The 15,116-nt window shown below is 65.9% G+C and carries 17 protein-coding genes; 8 read left to right on the top strand and 9 right to left on the bottom strand.

Annotation, left to right across the window (positions count from 1 at the left end):
• The 5 genes from CFB41_RS19510 to CFB41_RS19495 all read right to left on the bottom strand — a co-directional run bounded on the left by CFB41_RS19510 (window position 1) and on the right by CFB41_RS19495 (window position 4,804).
• Window positions 1-1,173, bottom strand: a complete 1,173-nt coding sequence (locus CFB41_RS19510) for an FAD-binding oxidoreductase (protein ID WP_089457572.1) — start codon at window positions 1,171-1,173, stop codon at window positions 1-3.
• A complete protein-coding gene (locus CFB41_RS37610; RefSeq protein WP_256941091.1) occupies window positions 1,170-1,370 on the bottom strand; it encodes a hypothetical protein in 201 nt (66 codons plus the stop codon). Before CFB41_RS37610 ends, CFB41_RS19510 begins: the two co-directional genes overlap by 4 nt.
• Window positions 1,367-2,518, bottom strand: coding sequence for a branched-chain amino acid ABC transporter substrate-binding protein (locus tag CFB41_RS19505; protein WP_089457571.1), 1,152 nt, complete (start codon window positions 2,516-2,518; stop codon window positions 1,367-1,369). The genes CFB41_RS37610 and CFB41_RS19505 overlap by 4 nt, the downstream gene beginning before the upstream one ends.
• Window positions 2,519-2,938: 420 nt before the next feature.
• Window positions 2,939-3,130: a CsbD family protein gene (locus CFB41_RS19500; protein WP_089457570.1), complete on the bottom strand. Its 192-nt coding sequence runs from the start codon at window positions 3,128-3,130 to the stop codon at window positions 2,939-2,941.
• A gap of 141 nt (window positions 3,131-3,271) precedes the next feature.
• Entirely contained in the window at window positions 3,272-4,804 is a 1,533-nt protein-coding gene (locus CFB41_RS19495) for a helix-turn-helix transcriptional regulator (protein WP_089457569.1), read from the bottom strand.
• A gap of 369 nt (window positions 4,805-5,173) precedes the next feature.
• Between CFB41_RS19495 and CFB41_RS38225 the strand changes: the two genes are divergently transcribed.
• The 6 genes from CFB41_RS38225 (at window position 5,174) to CFB41_RS19475 (ending at window position 6,822) form a co-directional block, all read left to right on the top strand.
• On the top strand, window positions 5,174-5,338 hold the full coding sequence (locus CFB41_RS38225; RefSeq protein ID WP_179243696.1) for a hypothetical protein: 165 nt from the start codon (window positions 5,174-5,176) through the stop codon (window positions 5,336-5,338).
• Window positions 5,339-5,400: 62 nt separating this feature from the next.
• Window positions 5,401-5,751: a BON domain-containing protein gene (locus tag CFB41_RS19490; RefSeq protein WP_089443316.1), complete on the top strand. Its 351-nt coding sequence runs from the start codon at window positions 5,401-5,403 to the stop codon at window positions 5,749-5,751.
• A gap of 56 nt (window positions 5,752-5,807) precedes the next feature.
• On the top strand, window positions 5,808-6,005 hold the full coding sequence (locus tag CFB41_RS19485) for a CsbD family protein (RefSeq protein ID WP_009694074.1): 198 nt from the start codon (window positions 5,808-5,810) through the stop codon (window positions 6,003-6,005).
• Window positions 6,006-6,031: 26 nt separating this feature from the next.
• Window positions 6,032-6,163 carry a hypothetical protein gene (locus CFB41_RS38700; protein WP_256941090.1) on the top strand — a complete coding sequence of 44 codons (132 nt, stop codon included), beginning with the start codon at window positions 6,032-6,034 and terminating at the stop codon, window positions 6,161-6,163.
• 56 nt (window positions 6,164-6,219) lie between these two features.
• Entirely contained in the window at window positions 6,220-6,441 is a 222-nt protein-coding gene (locus CFB41_RS19480; protein ID WP_089443317.1) for a hypothetical protein, read from the top strand.
• A gap of 126 nt (window positions 6,442-6,567) precedes the next feature.
• Window positions 6,568-6,822 (top strand): GlsB/YeaQ/YmgE family stress response membrane protein, encoded by a 255-nt coding sequence (locus CFB41_RS19475; RefSeq protein WP_089457568.1) that lies wholly within the window; start codon window positions 6,568-6,570, stop codon window positions 6,820-6,822.
• Window positions 6,823-6,927: 105 nt separating this feature from the next.
• Here the strand turns inward: CFB41_RS19475 and CFB41_RS19470 are convergent, their stop codons facing one another.
• Entirely contained in the window at window positions 6,928-7,233 is a 306-nt protein-coding gene (locus CFB41_RS19470; RefSeq protein ID WP_089457567.1) for a hypothetical protein, read from the bottom strand.
• Window positions 7,234-7,626: 393 nt separating this feature from the next.
• Complete coding sequence (locus CFB41_RS19465; RefSeq protein WP_089443320.1) at window positions 7,627-8,655, bottom strand: DUF1338 domain-containing protein; 1,029 nt, start codon at window positions 8,653-8,655, stop codon at window positions 7,627-7,629.
• A gap of 225 nt (window positions 8,656-8,880) precedes the next feature.
• On the opposite strand from CFB41_RS19465, the gene CFB41_RS19460 reads away from it, so the two are divergent.
• Complete coding sequence (locus tag CFB41_RS19460; protein ID WP_089458925.1) at window positions 8,881-9,828, top strand: LysR family transcriptional regulator; 948 nt, start codon at window positions 8,881-8,883, stop codon at window positions 9,826-9,828.
• Window positions 9,829-9,847: 19 nt separating this feature from the next.
• Here CFB41_RS19460 and CFB41_RS19455 read toward each other — a convergent pair whose 3' ends face one another.
• Window positions 9,848-10,363 carry a hypothetical protein gene (locus CFB41_RS19455; RefSeq protein WP_256941089.1) on the bottom strand — a complete coding sequence of 172 codons (516 nt, stop codon included), beginning with the start codon at window positions 10,361-10,363 and terminating at the stop codon, window positions 9,848-9,850.
• A 45-nt stretch (window positions 10,364-10,408) separates the two neighbouring features.
• Window positions 10,409-12,538, bottom strand: a complete 2,130-nt coding sequence (locus CFB41_RS19450) for a TonB-dependent siderophore receptor (protein WP_089457566.1) — start codon at window positions 12,536-12,538, stop codon at window positions 10,409-10,411.
• Between the two features lie 919 nt (window positions 12,539-13,457).
• Between CFB41_RS19450 and CFB41_RS19445 the strand changes: the two genes are divergently transcribed.
• On the top strand, window positions 13,458-15,086 hold the full coding sequence (locus CFB41_RS19445; RefSeq protein WP_089457565.1) for an NADP-dependent glyceraldehyde-3-phosphate dehydrogenase: 1,629 nt from the start codon (window positions 13,458-13,460) through the stop codon (window positions 15,084-15,086).
• Window positions 15,087-15,116: the final 30 nt, after the last annotated feature.

Raw genomic sequence — 15,116 nt, 5'->3', positions numbered from 1 at the left:
CTACACGACGTTCTTTTCGACGATGGGCCGGTTCTCCAGCACGCGCGCCCAGCCAAGCGTCGACAGGTCGAGCGTGTCGTAACGCCCGCCCAGAATGAGTTCACTGACGCCGCGCCCGGTCGCCGGCCCCTGCTGCAGCCCGTGGCCGCTGTAGCCGTTCGCGAACACGACGTTGTCGAGGTCCGGGTGATATCCGATGATCGCGTTGTGGTCGAACACGTTGTACTCGTAGTACCCCGACCAGCAGTTCTCCACGCGCAGCGCCTCGAACGCCGGCACGCGGTTCGCGAGGGTCGGCCAGATCACCTCGTCGAACAGGTCGTGGTCGACTTCGTCGAGCGGCAGGTCGTCCGGGTCGCGATCCGGGCTCGGCGACGTCCCGCAGATATACGTGCGCCCTTCCGGCCGGAAATACACGCCGGTCGGGTCGATCAGCAGCGGGCAATCCGTGAGCTTCGCCGGCGACGACACGTTGAAGATGCTGCGGCGCCGCGCATACACGGGGATGTCGATGCCCATCATCGACGACAGCGTGCGCGTCCACGCGCCGGCCGCGTTCACGAGCGTGTCGCACGCATAGCGTTCGCCGTCGGCCGTGACCACGTGCGTCACCTTGCGGCCGTCGCGCACCACGTCCTTCACGTCGGACGGCACATAGCGCGCACCGAGCGCCTGCGCCTTCTTGCGCAGCGCCTGCACGAGCCCATAGCCGTCGAACCAGCCTTCGCCGCTCACGCCATACGCACCCGACACGAGATCGTCGACGTTCAGCCACGGAAACTTCGCGCGCAGCGCATCGCGATCCATCAGCCGGATGTCCGCGCCGAGGCTCGTCTGCAGCGCATGGTTCTCGCGCAGCGTCGCGTCGCCCGCCGGCGTCGCGAGGAACAGGTAGCCGCCTTCGTGCAGGTCGATCGACGGCTGGTGGCCGTCCACTTCGAGGCGCTCGCCGATCGTGCGCAGGAAGTCGATGCCGAACAGCGACATCTCGATCGACAGCGGCGTCGAGAACTGCTGGCGAATCGACGCGGCCGACAACGCCGACGACGAGCGCGCATAGGTGGGGTCGCGCTCGATCACGGTCACGGAAACCGTGGGATCGGTGGCGCGCAGGAAATAGGCGATCGAGCTGCCGATCACACCACCGCCGACGATGACGACTTGAGAACTCACGACTGACTCCAGTTGCACAGATGGGGCGCGGCCAGCCGGCCCCGCCCGTGGGTTGTTCGTGCCGCGTCACGCGCGGCGTCGCGCGGGCAGACTCGTGCGGCTGCCACACCGGCGTGCGCCGCGATCGTCATCGATCGCTGATGGCATTTCAGCACGTCCGGCAGCGCCGCGAAAGTCCGCGCGCGGGTGGCGTTCAATCCGCCGATTTCGTCGTGACGGGCTGCCACGCGGCGTTCTTCACCTCATACAGCGTCGAGCTCGGGTTCTTCAGGTCGCCCGTGTTCGTGAACGCGATCGTGCCCGTGATGCCGTCGTAGCGCGTGCCCTTCAGCGCGCCGTTGAAATCGGCCGGCTTCGTCGAGTTCGCCTTCTGCATCGCGTTGATCGCGATCCACGTCGCGTCGTACGCGAACGGCGCGTACGCGAGCATGTCGATGCCGTACTTCTGCTTGAATTTCGTTTCGAATTCCTTGCCTTTCGCGAGGCGCGCCAGCGGCTGCCCGTATTCCCACACGGACGCGCCTTCCGCCGCATTGCCGGCCAGCTTGATGAAGTTCGCGTTCATCACGCCGCCGCCCGCGAGGAACTGCGCGCGGATGCCGAGCTGGCGCATGCGCTTCACGAGCATCGCGGCCTGTGCGTCGAGGCCGCCGAAGAACACGAGATCGGCGTTGGTGCTCTTGATCTTCGTGAGCTGAGCGCTGAAGTCCACCGCCTTGTCGTTCGTGAATTCGCGCGCGACGATCGTGCCGCCGTTCGCCTTCACGGCCTTCTCGAATTCGTCGGCTTCGCCCTGGCCGAATGCGGTGCGATCGTCGATGATCGCGATGCGCTTCGCCTTGGTCACGCTCGCCGCATACGCGCCTGCATTGCCGGCGTTCTGCGTGTCGGTCGCGATCACGCGGTACACGGTGCCGAGACCGGCGCGCGTGATGTCGGGATTGGTCGCCGACGGCGTGATCATCGGAATGCCGGCCTTCGCGTAGATCTTCGATGCGGGCAGCGTCGTGCCCGAATTGAAGTGGCCGATCACGACGGCCACCTGCGCGTCGGCGAGCTGCTGCGCGGCCTGCACGCCGGTGCGCGGATCGCTCTGGTCGTCCTGCGACGCGACGACGAACTTCACGGGCTTGCCGCCCACCGTCGTATGCGCGGCATTCGCTTCGTCGACGGCCATGCGCACGCCGTTCTCGATGTCCTTGCCGTAGGCGGCGCCGCCGCCCGTCAGCGGGCCGGCCACGCCGACCTTGACGACCGTCTCCTGCGCGTGAACCGCGCCGGTCTGGAGCGCGAGAATCGCGGCGGTCAATGCGACGCCGGAAAGCGAACGAATGCGGAACGTCATGACAATCCTTGTTCTGGGGGCCGGGATGCAACGCGCGAATCGCCGCGCGTCGGCAACCTCCTGCGTGCCGGTCATGTCGTCCGCCTGCGGGGCGTCATGCAACGCCCTTGCCGGATGGTCGATCGCCGCGGCTCCGTCTCCGAAGAGCCTTTCATCGCGAAAGAGGTGAATGGATTGTGGATAGCCAATACCCGTGCAGCAAACGAAATATCGGAACTATGTTGTGAGGATTTGTCATCAAGTTCCGCGTACGCGGGCGGCCCGCGGCCCACGCAACGGTGGGCCGCGGGTAAATCGCTACGGTGGAATGCCGCGCCGGCGCCCGGGCATCACGGCCGGACGCGGTCATGCCGGCGGCGCATCATCGTTGCGATGACGGCCCGGCCGGCCATCGCGACGCCCGCGGCGCCGCGTCATCGGTCAGTGCCGATCGGTATCCGTCTCCTGGCGCACCGCATCGGCCGCCTCGCCGGCCTGCTCCTGCATCTTGCCGGCCTCTTGTTCAGCGACGCCTTCCGCTTCCGTCTCGCGGTCGCCCGTGACCTTGCCGAGCGCTTCCTTGACCGAACCCCTGACCTGCTTGAGCTTGCCTTCGATACGATTCCTGTCCATGGTCGTCTCCTGCGATGGTGGGGGGAGAGCCGGCGGCGTGACGGCCTGCGTCGCACCGCCGAGTGGACAGGATCGCAAGCGCAGGCCGCGCGCGGCAGATGCGGATGCACCAGCGCGCCTGGTGCATTCGTACCGCCGGCGTCAGTCCTTGTCCTTCGCGCCGCCCTTCTCGCCACGCGTGCCGTTCGCATCGGCCGCGCCGACGATCCCGCGTTCGCGCGCCCACACGATCGCCTCGGCGCGGCTGTGCACGTCGAGCTTCGCGTAGATCGTCGCGACATGGTTGCGCACGGTGTTCGGCGCGAGCCCGAGGCGGCCGGCGATCTCCTTGTCGGCGAGACCATGGCACAGCAGGTCGAACACGTCGCGCTCGCGGGCGGTCAGGTCCGACAGCTGGGCGCCCGCATCCGGCGCATTCGCACGCCGCACGTTCGCGAGCTTCTCGATCAGCGTGCGGCTGAACCACGATGCATCCTGCATCGCCGTTTCGATCGCGTAGACGAGCTCCATCTCCGTGCGCTTGCGGTCGCTGATGTCGAGCAGCGCGACAAGCAGGCAATCGCGCCCGTGAATCGCGACGGGATCGGCCGACACGACGCAATCGCGCACGTCGCCTTCGCGCGTGTGGATCTGCACGTCGGCGTTGCGCACGCTGCCGTCGCGCGCGAGCTGGCCCTCGATGCGCTGCCACGCGCCGCGCTCGGCCCATAGCCCGATCTCGTCCGCGGACTTGCCGAGCAGGTCGTCCTGCGTGTGGCCCGTCATCGCGGCGAACGCGTCGTTCACGTCGAGCAGTTCGAAGCGGTCGGCGGTGACGATCGCGGTGGCGACCGGCGCCATCCGGAACGCCGTGGCGAAGCGTTCCTCGCTCTGCCGCAGCGCGCGCTCGGCCTGCTTGCGCGGCTCGAGATCCATGAACGTGAACAGCATGCACGCCTCGTCGTTCATGTCGATCGGCTGCCCGGCGACCACCACGGCTTTCGTGCCGCCGTCCGCGCGCTTCAGCACGGCCTCCATCTGCGGGATCGTCGCGCCTTCGCCGAGCCGCTCGATCGCGAGGTCGCGCCGCTCGGCCTGGTCGAGCACGTCGATCTCGTACACCGAGCGGCCGAGCACGTCGTCGCGCGCGTGGCCGGTCAGGTCGAGAAAGCCCTGGTTGACCTTCACGTAGCGCAGGTCGTCGAGCCGGCAGATCACGGCCGGCGCAGGGTTCGCGTTGAAGGTGCGCTCGAAGCGTTCCTCGGCGCTCGCCCATTCGGTCGCGTCGTGCAGCACGAGCGCGAGGCAATCGGGCTCGCCGGCCGCGTTCGTCAGCACGAGGCTGCGAATGCGGTGAACCCAGCTCACGGTTTCGTCGGCGGCCGATTCCACTTCGACCGTCACATCGCTGAACTCCTCGCCCGCGATCACGCGATCCATCGGATAGTGGCCGTCGCGCACCGGATGGTTGTTCCGGTAACGCAGCCGGAAACGCTCGCGGTAATCGGTGACGGTCGCGCCGAGCGCCCTCAGCTCGGTCACGCCGTGCATCGCGAGCGCAGCCTCGTTCGCCCAGACGATCCGCTGGTCGGGCTCGATCAGGATCACGCCCTCGGTGAGCCCCGCGATGATCTGGTGCAGCTGGCGCCGATCGGTATGCGACTTCAGCGCCTGTTCGTTTACCTGTTCGTTCATCGAATGGTTGTCCCTGTCGTCAGCATGACTGCCGGCCCGGCTGCCGCCACGTCGACACGCGCCGGCCGGCGCGTGTGGCGATGATCGCGTGCCGCACCGGTGCACGATAGTCGCGAATGCACTATTCGTCATAGTACATGCGCACGGCCTGCCCCACCGTGCGGTGTCCCGCCGATCCCCGAAGCACCCGCTGCACCTGCTTTCCGCACGCCCCGGCCGACAGGCGCACCCCGCCCCCTTCCCGACACCCCGTGCAAACGCACTAGCCGATCAGGTGAATTTGCGCGATGTCCACGCCCGTTTGCATCGGTACGCTGGTACTGCATCGGCGCTCATGCGCTGCCTTCCGATCCGCAGAGGAGAAGCACGATGAAGCTGCATCAGACACCCGATCCGACGCGGCCCGAACCGGCCCCGGACAATCCGCCCGAACCGCCGCCCGGCACCGATCCGCCGGTGCCGCTGCCGCCCGACGTGCCGCGCCCGGACATGCCGCCGCGCGAGCCCGGCTACGACACGCCGATCGCCGGTTGATCCGGGCACGCGCCGTGCTCGGCAGTCAATCCATTCACCACGCCAATCGAAGGAGAACATCAATGAACAAGACCTCGCACCTTTCGACGCTGCTCGCCGCCAGCGCGGCTTTCCTGCTGTGCGCCGCACCGCTCACGAATGCGCAGGCGCAAGCCTCGTCCACCGACAGCGGCATGACGGCCGAATCGAACCAGCCCGTCACCGACACGTGGATCACCACCAAGGTGAAGGGAGAACTCGCGACCACGGACGGCGTGAAGAGCACTGACATCAGCGTGAAGACGGTCGACGGTGTCGTCACGCTCACCGGCGTGCTGCCGACCAAGGTCGCCGTGAAGAAGGCTATCGCCGTGACACGCGCGATCAAGGGCGTGAAGCACGTCGACGCATCCGGCCTGAAGGCGAAGGCCTGACCTCCCGGCGCGGCATGCCGCCGCGCCTTTTATCCCTGCATGACAAGGAGCACATGATGAACGAGGACAAGATCAAGGGTCAGTGGAAGCAACTCTCGGGCAAGCTGAAGGCCAAGTGGGGCAAGCTGACCGACGACGACCTGAAGGTGGCCGACGGCAATCGCGAGTATCTGGCCGGCAAGATCCAGGAGCGTTACGGCATCGCTCGCGATGAAGCCGAAAAGCAGCTGAAGGAATTCGACCGCGAGCTGTAACGCGATAGCGTTTCCATCGCGCTTCAATGCAACCGCCGCGGCGCCCACGGCGCCGCGGCCACCAGGACAACGACATGGGCAAATACCTGATCGCCTGGCTGCTCGGCGTGCCGGTCGGGCTGCTGGTGCTGTTCTTTCTGATCACGCACGTCTTCTGAGCGTGCCGGCTCGATCAGAGTCGATCAAAACAACTCGTTTTTCAGGGAGATAAACAATGAAATTTCTTTCGATCTCGGTCGCCTGCATCGCCTTGATGACCGCTTCGATCCCGGGATTTGCGGCAGGGTGCCTGAAGGGCGCGGCCGTGGGCGGCGTCGCCGGCCATGTCGCGGGGCACCACGGGGCAGTGGGCGCGGCCGCGGGTTGCGCGATCGGCCACCACCACGCGGCAAAGAAAGCGAAGGCGGCAAGCGCGGCAACGGCCGCGTCGCAATAAACGCTTCGACGGGGCCGGCGGACGTTCGCCGGAACCGCCGGCGTTGCGCCGCGCGCCGGAGGCCGCAGCTGAAGGCGTGACCGCCGGATTTACAATAATTTCGCCAATCCAGAGGAAAAATCGTTCATGGATATGCATGGCTTGATCATATGGCTGGTCATCGGCGCCATCGCCGGGTGGCTGGCGGGCGTGCTCGTCAAGGGCGGCGGCTTCGGCCTGCTCATCGACATCGTCGTCGGGATTCTGGGCGCGGTGATCGGCGGCTGGCTCGCCGGCGTGCTCGGGATCGGCTTCAGCGGGATTCTCGGCTCGATCGTCATCGCCCTCATCGGTGCGGTGATCCTCTTGCTCGTGATTCGCCTGTTCAATCGCGCAACGTGACAGGTCATCGAGCGCGCCGGCGAAGCGCCCGGTCAAAAAACTTCACAATGACAGGTTCGACGCCATGACGGATGAGCCCGGTGTTCGACACCGGGCTCGCGACACTTAGTGCCCCTTGTAGAGTTCGAGCAACTGGCTCTGCAAGGCCGTCATGTCCTTGTCATGCTGCATTTGCAGCTTCGCCATCGCTTCGTTGTGCTGCATTTCCATCGCCATCATCTTCTGCTGGATGCCGATGGCCTGAGTACGCTGCTCGGGCGTGAGCTTGTCCATCATCATCATGGTCCAGTCGCTGGTATGCGACATGTAGGTGCCGCTGCGACCAATGCCGCCACCGTCTGCCTGTGCCGCGCCCGCGACGAGCAGGAATGGAAGGGCGCCACACAGCATGAGCTTGCGAATCGGGTTCATCCGGGTTCTCCTGTCAAGAAAGGACGTCGGGAAGCGCCCGTGTCGCATGCACGGGTTTCCTGAGCGTGTGTCATGAACTGCCAGCTGACCTCAAGGCCTCGTCCAATCCATCCACCCGATGATCGAAAGGCGTCTCCGTGACACGTGCTACGACGAATCGGCCGATGAATGATGGTTCGACTGGCGAGACGTTTGTCGTCCCATACCGGCGGATATGACACGGCTCGATGAGATTTTCTCGGGCGCTTGATCCCGCGCGTCCGGCCGTGGCGTCCATGACGCCCCTCCCCCGAAATGACAAACGCCCTGCATTCGCAGGGCGCTTCATGCCGCGGTTCGTGCGTGCGCCGGCCAATCGGTCTCGGCCGGCGCAGCCCCCGCGCTTTCCTTTCGTTACTTCGCCGCGTTCGCCGTCATCTTGAAGATGCCCTGCGCGTTACCGGCATCGAAACGCAGGTCGGTCACCCAGCGGCGCGCCGCCTGGTCGAACGTGCGCTTGCGCGTGATGAACTCGTAGAACGAACCCGGCACGTTGCGCTTCACCGTGCCGCCGTCGCGCGTGCGGAATTCGCGCTCGACGGTATCCGCGCGATACGCGGTCTGGAACACGCGGCCCGAGCGCGAGCGCTCGACTTCCGGCTTCATCGGCCGGCCCTTCGCCTTCTCGTCGTCGGACAGCTTGAACACGTCGGCGACGCGGTCGGTCGCGTGGTTGAACGCGTTGCCTTCGGTCGCGATCCACGCCATTTCCGCGGATTCGAGCAGCAGCGTTTCGTAGTCGAGTTCGTTCGGCAGGTCGTGCTGGCGCGAGAACGCGCCGACGATCTCCGGCAGCAGCGCGTGCGCGGCCTCCAGCGGCAGCCAGCCTTCGCGCTCGACTTCCCACAGCAGCGCGACGGCCGCCGGCGACAGCGGATCGCGCGACGTGCTCACGACGTTCGTCACGGCCTGCTGGAATTCCTTCGAGAAACGCTCCGGGTGCAGTTCGCTGACGAAAAACTGCGCGATTTCGTCCGGTGCGTCTTCATGCGCATATGCGCGGCCGGTCATGCCGAGCTTGTCGAGCGGGTAACGGCCGTTCAGGCGAAAGCCGAGCGGACGCAGGATGCGCGTGAACGCGGCCTCGCCCGGCGGCAGCGCGCCGGTGTGCGGCCAGCGCACCGTGCGCAACGCGCCGTGGTCGAAATAGACCGAGCCGCCGCTTTCGACCGCTTCGGCCGTGTACGCGCGGCCGTTCGCCGACCGTTCGAGCAGCCCTTCGAACAGCGCCATGTTCATCGCCTGCGCGATTTCCGCGCGCGTCACGACGCCGTCTTCCCATTCTTCGAGGATGGCCGGCATGTTCAGGGTCGAGAACAGGGCGTCGGTCTTCGCCTGTCCCAGCAGCTTCGTCAGCAAGCTCTCGATATTCGGATTGCGCATCAGGATTCTCGTCTCGGGGGACCGCCGGCAAACGTGCCGGCAACTCGTCGGCCGGCCGCCCCGCGGGCGCCTGACCTTGCGTGGAGAGCATTATTCAAAGGGTTGCAGCCGGGCGTAAAGCGAGATTAAATTGATATGTGATGAGTTTTTGGAATTATCAGCCGCTCCCGGCTTCGCCCGCCGGCCCGCACCGGGCAGGTGCGTTCGTCAGACGAATCGAACATCATGCGTAAATTCAAGATCCCCAACATGGGCGCGCTCGTGGCTTTCGAAGCCGCCGCGCGCCACGAAAGCTTCACGCACGCGGCCAAGGAGCTGTTCCTGACCGAAAGCGCGGTATCGCGCCAGATCGCGACGCTGGAAGCGAGCCTCGGCGTGCGGCTGTTCGCCCGCGTGAAGCAGCGCGTCGTGCTGACGCGCGCCGGCAAGCTGTACGGCACGCAGGTGCGCCGCGCGCTGGAAGCGCTCGACCGCGACACGCTGTCGATCATCGCGCACGGCAGCGGCGGCGGCTACCTGGAGCTGGCGGTGCTGCCGACCTTCGCGTCGCACTGGCTGATCCCGCGCATCAAGAGCTTCTACGACCGCACGCCCGACGTGCGCGTGAACATGGGCAGCCGCACCGACCTGTTCTCGTTCGAGGACACCCACTTCGAGGCCGCGATCCACTACGGCAAGCCGACCTGGCCCGGCACGTCGTCCGACTACCTGTTCGGCGAGGAAGTCGTGCCGATCTGCTCGCCGGCGCTGCTCGACGGGCCTGTGCACAGCGTCGAGGACCTGCTCGCCTACCCGCTGCTGCACTCGACGACGCGCCCCGGCGCGTGGGCGCAGTGGTTCGAGACGCACGGCGTCGAGGACATCCGCACGATGCAGGGCGTGCGCTACGAGCTGCACACGATGCTGATCAGCGCGGCCGCGGCCGGGCTCGGCATCGCGCTCGTGCCGAAATTCTTCGTCGAGGAACAGCTGCAGCAGCTCGGGCTGGTGGTGCCGTGCGATGCGGCGACGGTCGGCGATTCCGCGTACTACCTCGTGTATCCGACGGAGCTCAGCCACAGCAAGCCGCTGGAGCTGTTTCGCGGTTGGCTGCTCGAGCAGGCGAGCGCGTATGCATCGCCGGATCCCGATGCGGATGGCGACGATCTGGAGGACGACGAGGACGTCGAGTAACGGCGCGGTCGCGCCCGCCTTATGGCGCGGCGGCCTCGCACGCATGTCGCGTCGGCGGGCTGGCCGTCACTACCCTCACCAGCCGCGCATGATCGGGCTCCTCCAGCCCCGGGCACACGGTTTCCAGATCGCGAATCACGAGCGTCGCACGCCCGTCGAAGCGGCACACGCCTTCGGGTTGCGCCGCCGGCAGCCGCAGACTGCGCCGAGCATCGCGCTGGTTCGTGAACCGGATCACCCCCGCGCGTTGCGAACGGTCCGGCAGGCGCCGCGCCGATGCGTCGTCCTCCTCGAACCACACGTCCTCCCCGCTCTCTTCGTCGCCGTAATCCACCGCGTAACGGCCCGACAGCGTGATCGCACGGCCGACGTACACCGAATGGCATTCGGGTTCGGCGTCGGCCGGGATCGTCTGCGCGTGCGCCGCGGCCGCGCCGCAAGCCAGCCACAACACGGCGCACAGCACGCGGGCGCGGCCGGTCAGGTTCGACACATCAATCGATTGGCGGATCATCGGCAGTGAGGGGCGGGTCATCGTGACGAAGCCCCGCATTGTCACCCGGCGCATGCCTCACGTGCATTACATGTGCCACTTCACCGTGGCGGTCAGCGTGCGCGGGTCGCCGGGCATGTTGTACAGATCCGCATTGCCGTGCGCGGCGATGAAGTAGCGGCGATTGAACAGGTTGTCGAGCGTGAGCGTCACGTCGACCTTCTTGCTGCGATAGCCGGCGCCCAGGTTGAACACGGTGAACGACGGCAGCGTGACGAGATCGCTCGCCGACGTGTAGCGCGCCGACTGGAACTGCATGCCGGCCGCCGCGTAGAAGCCGTACGGCAGCTCGCGCTTCACCCACAGGTTCGCGCTGTGGCGCGGCATCAGCCCCGGCGTGTTGCTCGACACCGCGACACCGGCCGCCGTCGATTGCGCGGAACCGTCGACCGTCCCGTTCAGGTACGCGTAGCCCGCATACACCGACCACTTCGGCGCGATCTCGCCGGTGAAGCCCAGCTCCATCCCGTGCACGTGCTGCGTGCCGATCGGCAGCGCATAGCCGGGATTCGCCGGGTCGCCGATCTGCTGGTTGGTCTGGCGCATGTCGAACAGCGCGACGCTGGCCGTCGCCTTGCCGCCGAGGTCGAAGCGCGAGCCGACTTCATACGCGGTGGTCTTCTGCGGCGCGAGCGCGGCGCCGTTCGAGAATGCGCCCGAGCTGATCAGCGTATCGGCCAGCGGCGAGAACGACTGGCTGAACGAGCCGTACAGCGTCAGCCAGTCGAGCGGTTCGTAGATCAGGCCGACGCGCGGGCTCCACGCGTGATCGGTGCGATCGAGGTTGACGTTCGACGACGTGTAGTCGTGACGGATCTGGTTCAGGTAGTCGAAGCGCAGCCCCGCGAGCACTTTCCAGTGGTCGGTGAGCGAAATCAGGTCCTGCGCATAGACGCCCGCGAGCCCGACGACGGTCGATGCGTTCGTCTTCGCCCGTGCGCCGGTCGGCACGCCGGGCAGCACCACCTGCTGCGGATTGAACAGATCGTAGGTCGCGACCTTCGACACGCTGTAGATCGTGTCGAACTTCTGCTGCTGCGACAGTTCGAGCCCGTACAGCAGCTCGTGACGCATGCCGAACAGCGACGTCTTCTGCGTGAGTTCGAACAGGCCGTCGATGCCGTGGTCGGTGCGCTGCCGCGTCGACTGGTCGAGCGTGACGACCGGGTGCGCGGCCGTCTTGATCGGCTCGTACGTGACATAGTTCTTGCGTTCGAGCGAGAAGTCGTACGCGCGGATCGCGCCATGGAACGACAGCGAATCGTTGAAGCGATGATCGAGCGACACCGTCGCGCTCTTCGCGGAGACGTCGTTGTACGAACTGTTCGCCGCGTCGGCCGAGCCGTAGAACGTGTTGATCGGCACGTCGACCGGCCGGCCGAGATACGCGGGCAGCCCCTGGTCGGACGTGCGGCGGTCGTGCAGGTAGTCGAATTCGACGTTCAGCACCGTGTTGCTGTCGAGCTTGAACTGCGCGGACGGCGCGATCGCCTGGCGGTTGAGCTGGAACTGGTCGCGGAAGCTGTTCGAGTTTTCGGCCGCGCCGGTGATGCGGAAACGCGCCGCGTCGTTCGCATTCCAGCCGAGGTCGAATTCGCCGCGCCGCTCGCCGCGCGTGCCGAGCGTCACGCCCACGTCGCGCACCGGGTTCGCGTCCGGCCGCTTCAACACGCGATTCACGATGCCGCCCGCCGAGCCGCGGCCGTACAGCACGGCCGCCGGCCCCTTCAGCACTTCGACGTGATCGACGTTCGACAGGTCGCGATAGTAGAGCGCATCGTCGCGGATGCCGTCGACGTACTGGTCGGTGATGCTGTTGAAGCCGCGGATCGTGATCTGGTCGCGCTGGCCGTCGCCGACCGAGAAGCCGACGCCCGGCACGTTGCGCAGCGCATCCTGCATCGACGTCGCGTTCTGGTCCTCGATCACCGCGTGCGGCACGACGTTCACCGTCTGCGGTACGTCCATCAGCGACATGTCGGTCTTGGTGGCGGCACGCGAGCGGCCGCCGTCGTACGACGCATGCTCGGCGGTCGCCTTGACCGAGATCGCGGGCAAGGTCGCCGCGGCGTCGCTCGCCTGTGCGAAGGAGGTGCGTGCGCCGGCCAGCGACGTGGCGATCAGCAGCGCATGGCAGGCGCTCTTGTTGAGTTTCATCGTTGAAGTAGAGGCTGAGGGAAAACGGCGAACGGAAACGCATCCGGCCAACGCCGTGAATCGGGCTGGCGACAGACTTTCCGTGAACAAGCAGCGGCGCGCAGGGATCGCCTCGTCGCGCCGACGGGCCGTGAACCGCCGGCGCGGGTGGCAGCCGGCCGGCAGGACCGGCACGAAAGAGGCCATGACGCTCCGTCACGGCTCGTAACGGAGCGAAATATTAAACGAGAATGATTCGTGTTTTTAATTAATTTTTAACGTGTCGCCTGCCCGCAACGTGCAGGCGCATGGCGCTCTGCATTCCTGACGAATGCCTTTCTATTTCTTGCGTTTAAGCGACTCGATCGTAATAAAAACGAAAGAAACTCTTTGGCCGCATCGGGCGATGACGGGCCACTCAATAGGCGGGATTCGGGAGACGACGACGAAAGGACTGGAGAGAATCACGAAGCATCCGTCGAAGCGGACGGCGCATGTTCGAAGTCCGGTGCGCGCCGGACCGGGCAACCCCGACCCGGCGCTCCGGGCAGCCGACCTCGCATCGGCAGCGCGGCGGACCTTCTTTCGTTCTTCACTACATATGCTCTCAGGCTCACTTCATTTTTTTCTTCGCCGCGCCGGGCCATTATCCGCTGAAACCGGCCCGTTTGAAACGTTTGCGCGTGTTGTTGGCGCCTTATACCAAGGATTCGGAAACAGTCTTTCCAAATGCTTTCAACGCATGTGTGACGGTTCGGCAATTCTTGCATTCGTGCCGGCGTTCCTTTTTAATGGAACTGGTTCCAATTGTTGAATCGGCCAGGGCCAAGCGTGACGTGTCGTCGTCCACGCGTCATGATGCCGATTCAGGATCGAGGATCTCCCCGCTCAGGATTCGCATCGCCCGTCCTTCCCGGACACCCCGTCAAACGAGACCGTCATGCCCGATTCCGCCTCCCTGCAGCAGTTGTTTCCCGCCTTTCAGGACATCCCCGCCGAGTACCGGCTCGCCTCGCCGATTCACCAGCGCGTGTCGCTCGTCGACGGCGCGTTACGGCCGTGGGACGGCGCGACCAAGACCGTGCTGTCGCCCGTGTGCGTGCGGCAAGCGGACGGCAGCGTCGAGCAGGTCGAGATCGGCAGCTACCCGGTGATGGGCGAAACGGAAAGCGACGCGGCGCTCGACGCCGCGGTGCGCGCGTACGACGCCGGCCGCGGCGAGTGGCCGACGATGAAAGTCGAGCAGCGCATCGCGTGCATGCAGGACTTCATCAAGCGGATGGTCGCGCAGCGCGAGCTGGTGGTGAACCTGATCATGTGGGAGATCGGCAAGAGCCTCGCCGATTCGCAGAAGGAGTTCGACCGCACCGTCACGTACATGACGCAGACGATCGACGCGCTGAAGGAGCTCGACAACGCGAATTCGCGCTTCGTGATCGCCGAAGGCACGATCGGCCAGATCCGCCGCACGCCGCTCGGCGTCGTGCTGTGCATGGGCCCGTACAATTATCCGCTGAACGAAACGTTCGCGACGCTGATCCCCGCGCTGCTGATGGGCAACACCGTGGTGTTCAAGCCGCCCCAGTACGGCACGCTGCTGTTCGAACCGCTGCTCGAAGCGTTCCGCGACGCGTTCCCGAAGGGCGTGATCAACACGATCTATGCGCCGGGCGCGGTGGTCGTGCCGCACATGCTCGCGTCGGGCAAGATCAACGTGCTCGCGCTGATCGGGTCGAGCAAGGTGGCCGACCACCTGAAGAAGCAGCACCCGAAATCGCACCGGCTGCGCGCGATCCTCGGCCTCGACGCAAAGAACGCGGCGATCGTGCTGCCCGACGCCGATCTCGATCTCACCGTCAAGGAATGCCTGCTCGGCGCGCTGTCGTTCAACGGCCAGCGCTGCACCGCGCTGAAGATGCTGCTCGTGCACCGCTCGATCGTCGACGAATTCCTGAAGCGCTTCACCGCCGCGCTCGAACAGCTGAAGATCGGCATGCCGTGGGAGAAAGGCGTCAGCATCACGCCGCTGCCGGGCATGCATCGCACGGCCTACATGACGGACGCGATCGACGACGCGAAGGCCAAGGGTGCGCAGGTCGTCAATCATTCGGGCGGCGAGTTCAGCAAGACGCTGTTCTATCCGGCCGTCGTGTACCCGGTGTCGGAAGGAATGAAGCTGTATCGCGAGGAACAGTTCGGGCCGATCATTCCGGTGGCGACGTTCGACGACGTGGACACCGCGCTCGACTACGTGACGACGTCGGATCACGGCCAGCAGGTCAGCATCTTCGGTTCCGATCCGGCGCAGATCGGCGCGCTGGTCGATCCGCTCGTGAACCAGGTGTGCCGCGTGAACATCAACTGCCAGTGCCAGCGCGGGCCGGACGTGTTCCCGTTCGCGGGCCGCAAGGATTCGGCGGAAGGCACGCTGTCGGTGAGCGACGCGCTGCGCGCGTTCTCGATCCGCTCGATGGTCGCGGCGAAGCAGACCGACAGCAGCAAGCAGCTGCTCGATTCGATCGTGTCGGATCACTACTCGAAGTTCGTCAATACGGGTTTTATTTTCTGAAGCCGCGGCGATCCAGCGTGGGAGATGCGC

The sequence above is a fragment of the Burkholderia sp. AU33803 genome (genome assembly GCF_002223095.1).
Lineage (GTDB): Bacteria > Pseudomonadota > Gammaproteobacteria > Burkholderiales > Burkholderiaceae > Burkholderia.
This window is presented reverse-complemented; position numbering and strand designations above follow the sequence as displayed.

Coding starts and splice junctions, on each gene's coding strand:
- CFB41_RS19450 (WP_089457566.1), bottom strand. CDS start 12,538: ATGAAACTCAACAAGAGCGCCTGCCATGCGCTGCTGATCGCCACGTCG.
- CFB41_RS38225 (WP_179243696.1), top strand. CDS start 5,174: ATGAAGCTGCATCAGACACCCGATCCGACGCGGCCCGAACCGGCCCCG.
- CFB41_RS19455 (WP_256941089.1), bottom strand. CDS start 10,363: ATGACCCGCCCCTCACTGCCGATGATCCGCCAATCGATTGATGTGTCG.
- CFB41_RS19505 (WP_089457571.1), bottom strand. CDS start 2,518: ATGACGTTCCGCATTCGTTCGCTTTCCGGCGTCGCATTGACCGCCGCG.
- CFB41_RS19475 (WP_089457568.1), top strand. CDS start 6,568: ATGGATATGCATGGCTTGATCATATGGCTGGTCATCGGCGCCATCGCC.
- CFB41_RS19495 (WP_089457569.1), bottom strand. CDS start 4,804: ATGAACGAACAGGTAAACGAACAGGCGCTGAAGTCGCATACCGATCGG.
- CFB41_RS19485 (WP_009694074.1), top strand. CDS start 5,808: ATGAACGAGGACAAGATCAAGGGTCAGTGGAAGCAACTCTCGGGCAAG.
- CFB41_RS19470 (WP_089457567.1), bottom strand. CDS start 7,233: ATGAACCCGATTCGCAAGCTCATGCTGTGTGGCGCCCTTCCATTCCTG.
- CFB41_RS19465 (WP_089443320.1), bottom strand. CDS start 8,655: ATGCGCAATCCGAATATCGAGAGCTTGCTGACGAAGCTGCTGGGACAG.
- CFB41_RS19490 (WP_089443316.1), top strand. CDS start 5,401: ATGAACAAGACCTCGCACCTTTCGACGCTGCTCGCCGCCAGCGCGGCT.
- CFB41_RS38700 (WP_256941090.1), top strand. CDS start 6,032: ATGCAACCGCCGCGGCGCCCACGGCGCCGCGGCCACCAGGACAACGAC.
- CFB41_RS19460 (WP_089458925.1), top strand. CDS start 8,881: ATGCGTAAATTCAAGATCCCCAACATGGGCGCGCTCGTGGCTTTCGAA.
- CFB41_RS19445 (WP_089457565.1), top strand. CDS start 13,458: ATGCCCGATTCCGCCTCCCTGCAGCAGTTGTTTCCCGCCTTTCAGGAC.
- CFB41_RS19480 (WP_089443317.1), top strand. CDS start 6,220: ATGAAATTTCTTTCGATCTCGGTCGCCTGCATCGCCTTGATGACCGCT.
- CFB41_RS19500 (WP_089457570.1), bottom strand. CDS start 3,130: ATGGACAGGAATCGTATCGAAGGCAAGCTCAAGCAGGTCAGGGGTTCG.